At 66.6% G+C, this 14,585-nt stretch carries 12 protein-coding genes; 2 read left to right on the top strand and 10 right to left on the bottom strand.

The features are described from left to right. Positions 1–9: 9 nt before the first annotated feature. The 7 genes from GJV37_RS25425 to edd form a co-directional block, all read right to left on the bottom strand. Positions 10–855: a carbohydrate ABC transporter permease gene (locus GJV37_RS25425; RefSeq protein ID WP_024766412.1), complete on the bottom strand. Its 846-nt coding sequence runs from the start codon at positions 853–855 to the stop codon at positions 10–12. Then, the gene (locus tag GJV37_RS25420; protein WP_169887410.1) at positions 848–1,774 is read right to left on the bottom strand and encodes a carbohydrate ABC transporter permease; all 927 of its coding nucleotides are present in this window, start codon (positions 1,772–1,774) and stop codon (positions 848–850) included. Before GJV37_RS25420 ends, GJV37_RS25425 begins: the two co-directional genes overlap by 8 nt. A gap of 102 nt (positions 1,775–1,876) precedes the next feature. Next, positions 1,877–3,139 (bottom strand): ABC transporter substrate-binding protein, encoded by a 1,263-nt coding sequence (locus tag GJV37_RS25415; protein ID WP_193453065.1) that lies wholly within the window; start codon positions 3,137–3,139, stop codon positions 1,877–1,879. 164 nt (positions 3,140–3,303) lie between these two features. After that, positions 3,304–4,752, bottom strand: a complete 1,449-nt coding sequence (locus GJV37_RS25410; protein ID WP_084358911.1) for an ATP-binding protein — start codon at positions 4,750–4,752, stop codon at positions 3,304–3,306. Continuing rightward, positions 4,745–5,479, bottom strand: a complete 735-nt coding sequence (locus GJV37_RS25405) for a response regulator (protein ID WP_193453064.1) — start codon at positions 5,477–5,479, stop codon at positions 4,745–4,747. Before GJV37_RS25405 ends, GJV37_RS25410 begins: the two co-directional genes overlap by 8 nt. Before the next feature lie 43 nt (positions 5,480–5,522). Next, complete coding sequence (locus tag GJV37_RS25400) at positions 5,523–6,521, bottom strand: glucokinase (protein WP_193453063.1); 999 nt, start codon at positions 6,519–6,521, stop codon at positions 5,523–5,525. Between the two features lie 122 nt (positions 6,522–6,643). Next, complete coding sequence (edd, locus tag GJV37_RS25395) at positions 6,644–8,470, bottom strand: phosphogluconate dehydratase (protein WP_024766416.1); 1,827 nt, start codon at positions 8,468–8,470, stop codon at positions 6,644–6,646. 128 nt (positions 8,471–8,598) lie between these two features. On the opposite strand from edd, the gene gap reads away from it, so the two are divergent. Then, the gene (gene gap, locus GJV37_RS25390; RefSeq protein ID WP_193453062.1) at positions 8,599–9,603 is read left to right on the top strand and encodes a type I glyceraldehyde-3-phosphate dehydrogenase; all 1,005 of its coding nucleotides are present in this window, start codon (positions 8,599–8,601) and stop codon (positions 9,601–9,603) included. A gap of 186 nt (positions 9,604–9,789) precedes the next feature. Here gap and GJV37_RS25385 read toward each other — a convergent pair whose 3' ends face one another. Beyond that, positions 9,790–9,972 (bottom strand): DUF1289 domain-containing protein, encoded by a 183-nt coding sequence (locus GJV37_RS25385; RefSeq protein ID WP_024766417.1) that lies wholly within the window; start codon positions 9,970–9,972, stop codon positions 9,790–9,792. Positions 9,973–10,138: 166 nt separating this feature from the next. Between GJV37_RS25385 and GJV37_RS25380 the strand changes: the two genes are divergently transcribed. Beyond that, positions 10,139–10,918: a hypothetical protein gene (locus tag GJV37_RS25380; protein WP_193453061.1), complete on the top strand. Its 780-nt coding sequence runs from the start codon at positions 10,139–10,141 to the stop codon at positions 10,916–10,918. Between the two features lie 61 nt (positions 10,919–10,979). Here GJV37_RS25380 and bglX read toward each other — a convergent pair whose 3' ends face one another. Then, entirely contained in the window at positions 10,980–13,277 is a 2,298-nt protein-coding gene (bglX, locus tag GJV37_RS25375) for a beta-glucosidase BglX (protein WP_246228442.1), read from the bottom strand. Between the two features lie 205 nt (positions 13,278–13,482). After that, on the bottom strand, positions 13,483–14,523 hold the full coding sequence (gene scpB / locus GJV37_RS25370) for an SMC-Scp complex subunit ScpB (RefSeq protein ID WP_193453059.1): 1,041 nt from the start codon (positions 14,521–14,523) through the stop codon (positions 13,483–13,485). Between the last annotated feature and the right edge of the window lie 62 nt (positions 14,524–14,585).

Below are 14,585 nucleotides of genomic sequence, written 5' to 3'. Positions count from 1 at the left end.
GGGCTTACCTCAACCTTTGACCGCGCCGGCAGTCAGCCCGCGCACGAAGTACTTGCCGGCCAGTACGTAGACCACCAGCGTGGGCAGCGCCGCGATCATCGCGGCGGCCATGTCGACGTTGTATTCCTTGACCCCGGTGCTGATGTTCACCAGGTTGTTCAGCGCCACGGTGATGGGCTGCGCGTCGCCGCTGGCGAACACCACACCGAACAGGAAGTCGTTCCAGATCTGGGTGAACTGCCAGATCAGGCAGACCATCACGATGGGCGTGGACATGGGCATCAGGATGCGCAGGAAGATGGTGAAGAACCCCGCACCATCCAGGCGTGCGGCCTTCACCAGGGCATCGGGAATCGCCACGAAGTAATTGCGGAAGAACAGCGTGGTGAAGGCCAGCCCGTAGATGCAGTGGACCATCACCAGCCCGGTGGTGGTGTTGGCCAGGCCGAGCTTGCCGAGGGTGAAGGACATCGGCAGGAGGATCACCTGGAACGGCAGGAAGCAGCCGAACAGCAGCGCGCCGAAGAACAGCTGCGAGCCGCGGAAGCGCCACATCGACAGCACGTAGCCGTTCATGGCGCCGATGAAGGTGGAGATCAGCACGCCCGGCACGGTGATCTTCACCGAGTTCCAGAAGTAGTCGCCCACCGCGCTCCAGGCCTTCACCCAGCCGATTGCGGTGAATACGTCCGGCAGCGCCAGCAGGTTGCTGGTGCGGATGTCCTCGGGCGACTTGAAGCTGGTCAGCAGCATCACCAGCAGCGGGATCACATACAGCGCCACGGCGCCCCAGAGGGTTGCGTGCACCGCCAGCCGGCTGAAGCTGAAGGCGGGTTTGAGGGTCGCGTTAATCATGGCGCTTGCCCCGCAGTTCCGAGTACAGGTAGGGCACGACGATGGCCAGCACGGCGCCCAGCATCAGCATCGCGCTGGCCGCGCCCAGGCCCATCTGGCCGCGGGTGAAGGTGTGGGCATACATGAACATCGCCGGCAGGTCGGAGGAGTAGCCGGGGCCGCCGGCGGTCATCGCGGCGACCAGGTCGAAGCTCTTGATGGCGATGTGCGCGAGGATCATCAGCGCACTGAAGAACACCGGGCGCAGGCTCGGCAGCACGATGCGCAGGTAGATGGTCGGCAGGCTCGCACCGTCCACCTGGGCGGCGCGCACAATGGCCGGGTCGACCCCGCGCAGGCCGGCGAGGAACAGCGCCATGACGAAACCCGAGGCCTGCCACACGGCGGCGATCACCAGGCAGTAGACGACCCGCTCCGGGTCCACCAGCCAGTCGAAGCGAAAGCCGGTCCAGCCCCAGTCGCGCAGCAGCTTGTCCAGGCCCAGGCCGGGATTGAGCAGCCACTTCCAGGCGGTGCCGGTGACGATCATCGACAGTGCCATGGGGTACAGGTAGACGGTGCGGATGAAGCCTTCGCGGCGGATGCGCTGGTCCAGCAGCACGGCGAGGAAGACGCCGAGCACCAGGCAGATACCGATGAACAGGCCGCCGAACAGCAGCAGGTTCTTGCTCGCCACCCACCAGCGGTCGTTGTCCCACAGGCGCAGGTACTGGCTCAGGCCCGCCCAGCCGTACGCCGGCATGAAGCGCGAATTGGTGAAGGACAGCAGCAGCGTCCAGCCGATGTAGCCGTACACGCAGACCAGCACCACGAGCATGCTCGGGGCCAGCACCAGCTTCGGCAGCCAGGCCTGCAGGCCGTCGAGCAGCGAAGCCCGAGGCGCGGCGGCGGGAGTGAAAGTCGGGGATCGGGTCGCCATCTGCTTTCTCGAGGATGAGTGAGCCCACCCGGGCTGCCGTGACGGCCCGGAGTCGTTCTGGGGAATCAGGAAGCCGGCTCCGTCACGGAGCCGGCGAGCGCGTTACTGCGCGGCGGCCTGGATAGCGGCGCCCAGTTGCTGCGCGGCCTTCTGCGGATCGGCGGCGGGGTCGTTGAAGAAGTTGGTGACCACGTCGAAGATCGCGCCCTGCACGTAGCTGGAGGCGGCCATGCTGTGGGCCATGCTCGGCACCAGGTTGCCGTCGGCGGAGGCGGCCTTGAAGTCCTTCATGGACTGCTGGGCGCAGGCGTCGAAGGACGTCATGTCGACGTCCAGGCGCACCGGGATCGAGCCCTTGTTCAGGCTGAAGTCCTTCTGGAACGCCGGGTCGAGCACCGCGCGAGCGAGGTCTTCCTGGGCCTTGCGGTTCTCGGCGTTGCTCAGCTTGAACATCACCAGGGAATCGATGTTGTAGTCGAAAGCCTTCTGCGTGCCGGGGAACGGCAGGCACTGGTAGTCCTTGCCCGCCACCTTGCCGGCGGCAGTGAACTCGCTCTTGGCCCAGTCGCCCATGATCTGCATGCCGGCCTTGCCGTTGATCACCATGCCGGTGGCGACGTTCCATTCGCGGCCGGCAGCGTCGGCGTCAACGTAGCTGTGCAGCTTCTTCAGCGCGGCGAAGACGTCGGCCATCTGCGCGCCGGTCAGCGTCGCCTTGTCCTGCTCGACGAAGGCCTTGCGGTAGCCTTCGGGGCCCATCTTGCTCAGCACCAGGTTCTCGAACAGCGTGCCGTCCTGCCAGGGCTGGCTGCCGTGGGCGAGCGCCGTGAAGCCGGCAGCCTTGAGCTTGTCGGCGGCGGCGAAGAGCTCGTCCAGGGTGGTCGGCGGCGTGGCGCCGGCCTTCTTGAAGACTTCCGGGTTGATGTACAGCCAGTTGACCCGGTGCACGTTGACCGGCACGGCCACGTAGTCGCCCTTGTACTTCATGATCTGCGCCACCTGCGGCGGCAGCAGTTGGTCCCACTTGCCTTCGGCAGCGACGTCGTTGAGGTCGGCGAGCAGACCGAGTTCGCCCCATTCCTGGATGTCCGGCCCCTTGATCTGCGCGGCGGCCGGCGGATTGCCGGAGACGGCGCGGGTCTTCAGCACGGTCATGGCGGCTTCACCGCCGCCCCCGGCGACGGCAAAGTCCTTCCAGGTGTGGCCCTTGGCCTCGACGAGTTTCTTCAGGGTTTCGGCGGCGCGCTTCTCGCCGGGGGAAGTCCACCAGTGCAGCACTTCGACTTCACCGGCGTGGGCCAGCATCGGGGAGAGACAGAAAGAGGAAAGACAGATGGCGGCCGACAGGCGACGGATCGCATTCATGGGGAGCACCTTGTTCTTGTTATTGGAGGCAAGTCTGCGCTTGCGATGGTCCGAGTCTATCCAAGGCATTCCGCTCTCCGGGTAACGAAGCGATCTTCGATTGTCACGGGGTGGTGACATTGGGCAGGTGTTCATTGGGAAAGTTGCCGGGAGCAAGAGGCGCCTTACTCCACCTCCAACCTCGGTAACCGCAACGTCACCCGCAACCCGCCCTCGCGGCGGTTCTGCAGGGTGACTTCGCCACCGTGGGTGTGGGCGATGTTGCGTGCGATGCCCAAGCCAAGGCCGTAGCCCTGGCCCCGTTCGGACAGCCGGAAGCGCGGCTCGAAGACCTTCTCCAGGCGTTGCTCCGGCACGCCGGGGCCCTGGTCGTCGACGTGCAGCACCACGGCATCGGCATCGTCCTCGATACTCAACTGCGCGCGCTCGCCGTACTTCAACGCGTTGTCCAGCAGGTTGCCGATGCAGCGCTTGAGCGCCAGCGGCTTGCCGGGATAGGGCTCGCGCGCCGCGCCGATGACCTGAACCCGGCCATCGGCTAGGTAGGGACCGGCGATGTACTGCAGCAGCTGGTTGAGGTCTACCGGCTCGATATTCTCGTGGATGTCGGTGTCCTTCACGCATTGCAGCGCGCCCTTCACCAGCAGTTCCAGTTCGTCGAGGTCGTGGCTGAACTTGTCCCGCGCCGGCTCGTCTTCCAGCAATTCGACCCGCAGGCGCAAGCGGGTGATCGGCGTGCGCAGGTCGTGGGAGATACCGCTGAACAGCTGGCCACGCTCGTTGACGTAGCGGTCGATGCGCTCGCGCATGGTGTTGAAAGCCCGTGAGACTTCCACCAGTTCGCTCGCCCCGTTCTCCTCCAGCGGCTGGTCCTGGCCGCCCAGGGCAATGTCGCGGGCGGCGCGGGCGAGGCGCTTGAGCGGGCGGCTCTGCCAGTGCACCAGCAAGCCGGTGAACAGCAGCAACAGCAGACTGGTGAAGGCGATGGAGATGATCTGCTGCGGCGGCAGGCCTTCGGGCTCCAGGGTGACGTAGGGCGCCGGCATCAGGCTGGCGATGTACAGCCATTCGCTCTCGCCGATGCGGATCTGCGTGACCAGCACCGGCGGGTTCACCGGCTCCAGGGTCAGTGCGTAGTGCGCCCAGGAGCGCGGCAGCTCCTCCAGCTTCAGCTCGCCATTGAACAACCGCAGATCGTCGGGGCTGACGAACTCCACCTGCAGCTCCACGTCCTTGCCCAGCTTCTGGTGCAGCACGTCCTGCACGATGTCGATCACCGCCTGCTTGTTCGTCGTATCGGGCAGCGCGCGCAGGTTCAGCGGCCGCTCGTTGAGCGAGACGAAGAAGCGCGTGCCGCCCATGCTGCGCAACTGGTCCAGCACCAGCGGGCGGTAGCCGATGGGCAGCGAGCGGAAGTAACTGACGCTGGCGGCCATGGAATAGGCCAGGCTGCGCGAGCTGGTGAGCAGGCCGTCGCGCTGGCTGCTGCGCAGGTGGGATATCCAGAACAGGCTCGACAGCCCCTGGGCGAGCAGTACCGCCAGCAGGGTGAGCAGCAGCATGCGGCCGAGCAGCGAGCGCGGTACCAGGGCCCAGCGGCGGCGCTCACTCATGGCCGGCGAGGTGCGGGCGAACCTGGGCGGCCAGCAGGTAACCGCTGCCGCGCACGGTCTGGATCAGCCGCGCCGGTTTATCGGTATCGCGCAGGCGTTGGCGCAGGCGCGAGACGGCCATGTCGACGATGCGCTCCAGCGGCATCACCTCGCGGCCACGGGTGGCGCTGGCGATGGTGTCGCGGTCGAGAATCTGCCGGGGGTTGTCGAGGAACAGCTTGAGCAGCGCAAAGTCGGCGCCACTAAGGAAGTGCTCCTCGCCGTCCTCGTGGAACAGCCGGTGGCTGATGGTATCCAGCCGCCAGTCGTCGAAGGCGATGACTTCGCCGCCGCGCACCTGGGTGAACTGCGCGCGACGCAGCAGCGCCTTGATCCGCGCCAGCAGCTCGCGGGGGCTGAAGGGTTTGCCGAGGTAATCGTCGGCACCCAGTTCCAGGCCCACCACGCGGTCGGCCTCGTCGGAACTGGCGGTGAGCATGATCACCGGCATGCAGGCGTGGCGCCGGTGCGAGCGGATCCAGCGGCACAGGCTGAAGCCGTCCTCGTCGGGCAGCATCACGTCGAGGATCGCCAGGGCGGACTCCTCATCGCACAGCGCGCGGCGGAAGTCCTCGCCGTTGGCGACGGCGCGCACCTGGAAACCGGCGCGGCTCAGGTAGGTGTCCAGCAGCTCGCGGATTTCCTGGTCGTCGTCCACCAGCAGGATGGATTTGGCAGGCTGGTTCACTTCGGGCGTCCTTTCTTGTTGTTTTCAACGGTGGCGCGGTGAATCAGCCTTCGTTGCGCAGTGCCTGTTCCAGGGCCACGCCGGCGCCGAACAGCCCCGGATGATCCGCGGTCATGACCCACACCGGCACCGGATCGAGATAAGGCCCGCTGGTCTTGCCGCGGGTGCGGAACGCCTCGGCGAAGCCGCTGCGCTGGAAGCGTTCGAGGAAGCGCGGGACGATGCCGCCGGTGATGTACACGCCGCCCAGCGCGCCGACCGTCAGCACGGCGTTGCCAGCGACCCGCGCCAGCCACAGGAAGAAGTGCTCCAGCACGGCGTCGGCGTAGGCGTCGCCGGCCATGGCGCGCTCGCCGATCTCGGCGGCAGTGGCGCATTTGGGTTCCACGCCATCGAGCTGGCAGCTCATGCGGTAGAGGTTTTCCAGGCCGCTGCCGGAGAGCACGCGCTCGGCCGAAACGTGGCCGTATTTCTCGCGCAGCAGTTGCCACAGGGCGAAGTCGCGCTCGGAGGTCACCGGCAGGTCGACGTGGCCACCTTCGCAGGGCAGCACTTCCCAGCCACCGTTCGGCAGCGGCATCAGGCTGCCGACGCCCAGGCCGGTGCCCGGACCGATGATCAGCTTGGCGCGGCCTTCCAGCGCCCTGCCGGGCCGCACCTGCACCAGGTGTTCTTCCGACAGCCGCGAGGCTGCCCAGGCCATGGTGCTGAAGTCGTTCACCAGCAGCAGGTGGCTCAGTCCCAGTTCGGTGCGGAAGGCATCGCGCTGGATGACCCAGTGGTTGTTGGTGAACTTGAAGTCGCCGGCGCCGACCGGGCCGGCACAGGCCAGGCAGACATTCTCGACAGAAGAGAGCGGCTGGCCGACACGCTGCAGGTAATCGCGCACGGCGTCTTCCGGGCGCGGATAGTCGGCGCAGGCCAGGACCTCGATGGATTCGAGGACTTCACCGCGCCACAGGGCGAAGCGGGCATTGGTGCCACCGATGTCGCCGACCAGGGCGAAACCGTTCGAGGCGGAGTGAGCTTTGTTGGAGTTCATTGCGGGCTCGGGCCTGGAAGTTGGGTGAAAGGGTGCGGCGCGGAATCATGCCAGCATAGGCCAGCGCCGAAAACGCCCCGCGCGATGGACAGGCAGTCCCTGCGCGCGGGGCGCTGCGACAGTCAGCTCGGACCGTTCAGTTCAGCCGTGAAGCTGCAGGCGCCCTGCTCCGCCGGACTGAAGGCATTGCGCATGAAGGCGAACAGCTCGCGGCCCATGCCCAGGTTATCAATGGCCGGAGTCTCGACGAGCGGACGCGCCTCCCATTCCGCCGCATCCACCAGCACGCGCAGTTCGCCGGTGGTGCCGTCGACGCGTACCACATCGCCGTCGCGCAGCTTGGCCAGCGGGCCGCCATTGAGCGCTTCGGGGGACACATGGATCGCCGCCGGCACCTTGCCGGACGCGCCGGACATGCGCCCGTCGGTGACCAGCGCCACCTTGAAGCCGCGGTCCTGCAGCACGCCGAGGAACGGCGTGAGCTTGTGCAGCTCCGGCATGCCATTGGCGCGCGGGCCCTGGAAACGCACCACGGCCACCAGGTCGCGCTCCAGCTCGCCGGCCTTGAAGGCGGCGGCCAGGCTCGACTGGTCATGGAAGATGCGCACCGGCGCCTCGACGACCTGGTGTTCCACCGCAACGGCAGAGACCTTCATCACGCCGCGGCCCAGGTTGCCCTCCATCAGGCGCAGGCCGCCCTCGGGCGAGAACGGCTTGTCGATGGGGCGCAGGATGTTCTCGTCCAGGCTCGCCGCCGGACCTTCGCGCCAGACCAGCTTGCCGCCATCGAGGAAGGGTTCCTGGATATAACGACGCAGGCCCTTGCCGACCACGGTCTGCACGTCTTCGTGCAGCAGGCCGCCGTCGAGCAGCTGGCGGATCAGGAAGGACATGCCGCCCGCCGCCTGGAAGTGGTTGATGTCGGCCTGGCCGTTGGGATAGATGCGCGCCAGGGTCGGCACGATCTCGGAGAGGTCGGCCATGTCCTGCCAGGTCAGCTGGATGCCGGCCGCCTGGGCGATGGCGAGCAGGTGCAGGGTGTGGTTGGTGGAGCCGCCGGTGGCCAGCAGCGCCACCACCGAGTTGACCATGGCCTTCTCGTCGACGATCTCCGCCATGGGCACGAACTGGCCGTTCTCCGGCGTCAGGCGCGCGGCCTGGCGGGCGGCTTCGCGGGTCAGCTCATCGCGCAGCGGGGTGTTCGGGTTGACGAAGGAAGCGCCCGGCAGGTGCAGGCCCATCACTTCCACCAGCAACTGGTTGGTGTTGGCGGTGCCATAGAAGGTGCAAGTGCCCGGCGCGTGGTAGGAGGCCATTTCCGAAGCCAGCAGCTCCTCGCGGGTGGCCTTGCCTTCGGCGAACAACTGGCGCACCGCGGCCTTCTCCTTGTTGGAGATACCGGTAGGCATGGGGCCGGCGGGCACGAACACCACCGGCAGGTGGCCGAAGCGCAGCGAGCCGATCAGCAGGCCGGGGACGATCTTGTCGCACACGCCCAGGCACAGCGCGGCATCGAACATGTTGTGCGACAGCGCGATGGCGGTGCCCATGGCGATCACGTCGCGGCTGGCCAGGGACAGTTCCATGCCCGGTTCGCCCTGGGTGACGCCATCGCACATGGCCGGCACGCCGCCGGCGAACTGGCCCACCGAACCGATCTGCCGCAGGGCGTCCTTGATCAGCTCGGGGAAGCGCTCCAGCGGCTGGTGCGCGGAGAGCATGTCGTTGTACGCGGAGACGATGGCGACGTTGGCCTGGTTCATCAGCCGCAGCGCCTGTTTGTCGGAATCACCACAGGCCGCAACGCCGTGGGCGAGGTTGCCGCAGGGCAGCGTGCCGCGGTGCGGGCCCTTGGTGGCGGCAGCCTTGACCAGGTCGAGGTAGCGCTGTCGCGTGGCCGCGCTGCGGGCCTGGATACGCTGGGTGACTTCAAGCACACGGGGGTGCATGGCAGCATTCTCCTACAGACTATCAGTTGTTGTTTTTACAACATAATTGTTTATTCCAAGGCGTTTACTTTTCAACGACGTGGAAATTTAATTGTTTTTACCACAACAAAAGAAAAGAGACGACCTCAATGACTATACGCCTGGCAATCAACGGATTTGGCCGCATCGGTCGGAACGTGCTCCGCGCGCTCTACTCGGGCGGCTATCGCCAGCACCTGCAAGTGGTGGCGATCAACGACCTTGGCGACGCCGCGATCAACGCCCATCTGCTGCAGTTCGACAGCGTGCATGGGCGATTTCCCGGCCAGGTCGAACATGACGCCGAAAGTCTCAGGGTAGAGGGCGACGTGATTGCCGTCACGGCCATCCGCGATCCGGCGCAGCTGCCATGGAAGGCGCTGGCGGTGGATATCGTGCTCGAATGCACCGGCCACTTCACCTCTCGCGACAAGGCTGCCGCGCACCTGCAGGCCGGCGCGCGCCAGGTGCTGATCTCGGCGCCGGGCCAAGGTGTCGACGCCACGGTGGTCTTCGGCGTCAACGAAGGCATCCTGCGCGCCGAACACCAGATCGTCTCCAACGCCTCCTGCACGACCAACTGCCTGGCGCCGGTGGCCCAGGTGCTGCACCGCGAACTGGGCATCGAGCACGGCCTGATGACCACCATCCACGCCTACACCAACGACCAGAGCCTCTCCGACGTCTACCACAGCGACCCGTACCGGGCGCGTTCGGCCACCCAGTCGATGATCCCGACCAGGACCGGCGCCGCCGAAGCGGTGGGCCTGGTGCTGCCGGAACTGGCCGGCAAGCTGACGGGGCTGGCGGTGCGGGTTCCCGTCATTAACGTTTCGCTGGTGGACCTCACGGTGCAGGTCGGCTGCGATACCAGCGCGCAGGAAATCAACGAGTTGATGGAGCGTGCCAGCGAGCTTTCGCCGATCCTCGGCTTCAACCGCCTGCCGCTGGTCTCGGTGGACTTCAATCACGATCCTCGCTCGGCCATCTTCGATGCCAGCCATACGCGGGTGAATGGGCGGCTGGTGAAGGTGATGGCCTGGTACGACAACGAGTGGGGGTTTTCCAATCGGATGCTGGATACGGCGCAGGTGATGGTTGCCTCACGGGGGTAAACGGTACCGGCTGCCCGCAAGAGCCCCTCACCCCAGCCCTCTCCCAGAGGGAGAGGGAGCCGATTGTTCCGGCTGGCGCCATTGGCTCTCCCTGCGCCAAACGGTCCCCTCTCCCTCTGGAGCGGGGCGCGCAGCCAGGGTCAGGGTGAGGGAAAGGCCGGGCACAGAGCTGCCAGGTTGGCCTGTTCAGCGATACAGCCGCTTCCCCTGTGCCTCCAGCACCAGCAGGCGCATGTCGGCCTCGGCCCGGATCGCTTCCTGGCCGAGATGATCGACGCGCTTCCACGCCTTGATCTCCTCGCGGCTGCGGCCACAGCCCAGGCAGATACCTTCTTCGAACTCGCAGACCTTGATGCACGGACTCTTCACGGACTTCCTCGTGGTTTCGGCTGGATGAATGTCAGTGGGTCTCTACTAATGGACACCCGCGCGGCGCCAAGGTCCAACTCGATTTCCCCATCGGCGCCATCGACCCTGGCAATCGAAGGGTGCGCACCTTGCTAGAATCCGCCGTCCACGCTGCCCGACCTCGCCCATGCTCGCCCTCAAGCTCACCCTCGTTCCGCTGTTCCTGCTGCTGGTCTCGCTCTCCGGGCGCTGGTGGGGCCCGGCCGTGGCCGGCTGCCTGGCCGCCCTGCCCGCCATCGCGGGGCCGATCCTCTACCTGATCACCGTGGAGCACGGCCGCGACTTCGGTGCCCACGCCGCGCTGCTCGCACTGGCCGCGATCTTCGCCGCTGAAGCGTTCAACTTCGCCTATGCCTGGATCTGTCGGCGCCATGGATGGCTGCTGGCATTGACCGGCGCCATGCTCGCCTGGCTGGTGGCCGGCTGGGCTCTGACCCAACTGCCCGCCTCACCCGTATGGGCGTTGCTCGCTGCGGCCGTGGGCGCGTTGACCAGTCAGCTGTGCATGCCCCGTGCCGAGCTGAGCGCCGCCGTCGCTCCACTGGGCCGCTTCGAGCTGGGCCTGCGCATGCTCGCCGGCGCGCTGCTGACGCTGGCCGTCACCGCCCTCGCCGGCTGGGCCGGCCCCAGCTGGAGTGGCTTGCTGGCAGTGTTCCCGCTGCTCTCCATCGTGCTATGCGTGTCGTCCCAGCGGCTGCACGGGCCGGGGTTCGTCATTGCCCTGCTGCGCGGCATGGTCACCGGGCGCCCGGCTTTCGCGGCTTTCTGCCTGTGCCTGGCGCTGCGTTTGCCAGGCAATGACATCCTGCCCAGCTTTGCCGAGGCGGCACTGCTGGCCGTTCTGCTACAGGGCACAGTGCGCTGGCTGATCGGCGTGGGATCGCGACGGCTCGCCAAAGCCGCGTGACAAAGAAAAACGCCACGGCTGAACCAGCTGTGGCGTTTTCGTCTGCAGCAGCGGGTAACGCTTAGAGCAGCGTGAAGCTCTGTTCCTTCACGTTGTCCGAATCCAGGCCGACGTAGACCTTGAACTCGCCCGGCTCCGAGGCATAGCGCAGCTGGCTGTCGTAGAAGCGCAGGTCTTCCTCGCGGATCGGGAACTGCACCACCTTCGACTCGCCCGGCTGCAGCAGGATCTTCTCGAAGCCCTTGAGCTCCTTGACCGGACGACTGATGGACGCGGCGACGTCGCGCAGGTAGAGCTGCACGGTGGTTTCGCCGACGACCTTGCCGGTGTTCTTCACGGTGACGCTGGCGGTCAGCTGGTCGCCCTTCTTCAGCTTGCTGCCCGACAGCTTCACGTCGGAGACGCTGAAGTCGGTGTAGCTCAAGCCGTAGCCGAACGGGTACAGCGGGCCGTTCTCCGAGTCGAAGTAGCGCGAGGTGTACTTGTTCGGGTGCTCGTGGTCGAACGGGCGGCCGGTGTTCAGGTGGTTGTAGTAGATCGGCACCTGGCCCACCGAGCGCGGGAAGGTCATGGTCAGCTTGCCCGACGGGTTGTAGTCGCCGAACAGCACGTCGGCGATGGCGTTGCCGCCTTCGGTGCCGCTGAACCAGGTTTCCAGCACGGCGTCGGCGTTGGCGCTTTCCCAGCGCAGGTCCATCGGCCGGCCGTTCATCAGCACCAGCACCAGCGGTTTGCCGGTGGCCTTGAGGGCCTTGAGCAGCTCGATCTGGCTTTGCGCGATGTGCAGGTTGGTCTTGCTCGACGCCTCGTGCGCCATGCCCTGGGATTCGCCGACCACGGCCACCACCACGTCAGCCTGCTTCGCCTTCTCGACGGCTTCGTCGATCATGGCCTTCGGGCTGCGCGGGTCGACCTTCACATCGTCGCTGTACTCGTTGAGGTATTTGACGATCTCCGGATCGTCGGTGACGTTGGCGCCCTTGGCGTAGAGCAGCGCGGCGTGGCCACGGGTGGCGGCGCCCATGCCCTCGAGCACGGTCACGGCCTGGAAGGCCTTGCCGGCGGCGGACCAGCTGCCCATCACGTCGCGCTTGCTGTCGGCCAGCGGGCCGATCAGGGCGATCACGCCGTCGCGCTTGAGCGGCAGCACGCCACCCTCGTTTTTCAGCAGGACCATGCCCTTGCGCGCGATCTCGCGGGCGTCGGCGCGGTGCAGGCGCTCTTCGGCATCGGTATCCACCGGGTCCTTGCCCTGCAGATAACGGTACGGGTCCTGGAACAGGCCCATGTCCCACTTGGCGGCGAGCACGTCGCGGCAGGCACGGTCGATCTCGTCCTGACTGATCAGCCCGGCCTTGAGCAGCTCGGGCATGTGCTTGCCGTAGAGGTCGTCGTTCATGTTCATTTCGACGCCGGCGTTGATCGCTGCCTGGGTGGCATCGCGCTCCGTGGCGGCCACGCCGTGCTTGATCAGCTCCAGCACCGCGCCGTGGTCGCTCAGGGTCAGGCCCTTGTAACCCCACTGCTTGCGCAGCAGGTCCTGCAGCAGCCAGGTGTTGGCGGTGGCCGGCACGCCGTTGATGCTGTTGAGCGAGACCATTACCGCGCCGGCGCCGGCATCGATGGCCGCGCGGTAAGGCGGCAGGTAGTCCTGGAACATGCGCTGCGGGCTCATGTCCACGGTGTTGTAGTCGCGGCCGCCTTCGCCTGCGCCGTACAGGGCGAAGTGCTTGACCCCGGCCATGATGGTTTCCGGCTGGTTCAGGCCCTTGCCCTGGTAGCCCTTGACCACTGCGGCGGCGACCTTGCTGGTCAGCCAGGCGTCTTCGCCGAAGCCTTCGGAAACACGGCCCCAGCGTGGATCGCGGGCGATGTCGACGGTGGGCGAATAGGTCAGGTTGAGGCCATCGGCGCTGGCCTCGATGGCCGAGACGCGGGCGCTGCGTTCAATGGCCGCCAGGTCCCAGCTTGCCGCCAGCCCCAGGCCGATGGGGAATACGGTGCGGTGGCCGTGAACCACGTCGTAGGCAAAGAACAGCGGAATCTTCAGGCGGCTCTTCATGGCCGCGTCCTGCAGGTCACGGATGCCCGGACGGACCACGGTGTTGAACACTGCGCCGGTGGTGCCCTCGGCGATTTCCTTCAGCAGTACCGGCTTGGGATGGTCCGGCCCGACGCTGACCAGGCGCAGCTGGCCGATCTTCTCTTCCAGTGTCATGCGCTGCATCAGGCTGTCGATGAAGGCGTTCTTCGACTGGCCGGCGAGCGGTACGGCAGGAGCATCGGCAGGCGCCTGGGCGGCGGAAAGCGAAGCGCTGGTCAGGCCCAGCAGGAGGCCGAGCCAGCAGATACGGCTGATTGGAGTTCTTTTCATATGGGTACTCAGCAGCCTGCGCGAAGCGCCGGGCCACTGTGGAATGTTGTTAGAGGGGCATCGAACAGGTGGGATTCCGGCGACTCCCCCGGGTGTAGTCGCCAGCGCCTTTCGAACGCGGCACATAAGGTCGTCGCGCCGAGGGCGGAAGTCAATCACCGAACAGCTGGAAAACGCCGGTGAATGGGTCTCAATGGTCGCGATTGAGCCGGTTGAATTCCATTTCCTCGCGCATGGCTTCGCGCAGGGCGCGTTCCTCGTCCCACTCTTCTTCCGGCGCGGGGGCCGGCGGCTGGGGCGCCGGTTCCGGCTGCGCAGCGGGCTCGGCCGGCGCACCGGGTTCGGCGGCACCTGCAGCCTCGGCGTCGGACGCGACTTCGGGCAGGCCGTGGACGCCGCTGAAATCGGCATCCACGCCGCTGTCTTCGTCGTCACTCGGCGGAAGGTCGATGAGGTCGTCGAAGTCGGTCTTCAGGCCCTGCTCCATCTCGTCCAGCTCGGCGAGCAGGCTGCGGAAGCTGGTTTCTTCCTTCGGTTCTTCCGGCGGCGCGGGCTCCGGCTCCTCGCCGGCATCGCGCACGGCCTGGTCGGCCAGTGCCTGCAGGGACGGCGGGATGTAGTCCTCGTCGTACTCCTCGGGGCCGGGCAGGCTGACGGTGGGCGCCATGTCCTCGAGGATCGGCTGCGGCTCGGGCTCCATCAGCTTCAGCTCGGCCAGCGGCGGCAACTCCTCCAGGCTCTTCAGGTTGAAGTAGTCGAGGAAGGTCCGGGTGGTGGCGAGCATGGCCGGGCGGCCGGGGACTTCACGGTAGCCGACGATGCGGATCCACTCGCGCTCCATCAGCGTCTTGACGATCTGGGTGTTCACCGCGACGCCACGGATTTCCTCGATCTCGCCACGGGTGATGGGCTGGCGGTAGGCGATCAGCGCCAGGGTCTCCAGCAGCGCGCGGGAATAGCGCTGCGGGCGCTCCTCCCACAAACGGCCCACCCAGGAGGCGAACTTCTCGCGCACCTGCAGGCGGTAGCCGGTGGCAACTTCCTTCAGTTCATAAGCCCGCCCGGCACAGGACAGGCCCAGCACCGCCAGCGCGTCGCGGAACTGCTGCGGCTCGGGGCGCTCGGCTTCCTCGAACAGCTCGCCGAGACGCTCCAGCGACATGGGCTTGCCGGCAGCCAGGAGGATGCCTTCGAGCAGGGTCGCCAGTTCTTGCGGGTCGGAGAGATTCATCGGGAAGCTCGGGTCAGGTCATAAGGTTGCGGTACAGGCGGGAAAACTACTCAAAGCGCGGC

The organism is Pseudomonas nitroreducens, from assembly GCF_010994165.1.
Taxonomy (GTDB): domain Bacteria; phylum Pseudomonadota; class Gammaproteobacteria; order Pseudomonadales; family Pseudomonadaceae; genus Pseudomonas; species Pseudomonas nitroreducens.
This window is presented reverse-complemented; position numbering and strand designations above follow the sequence as displayed.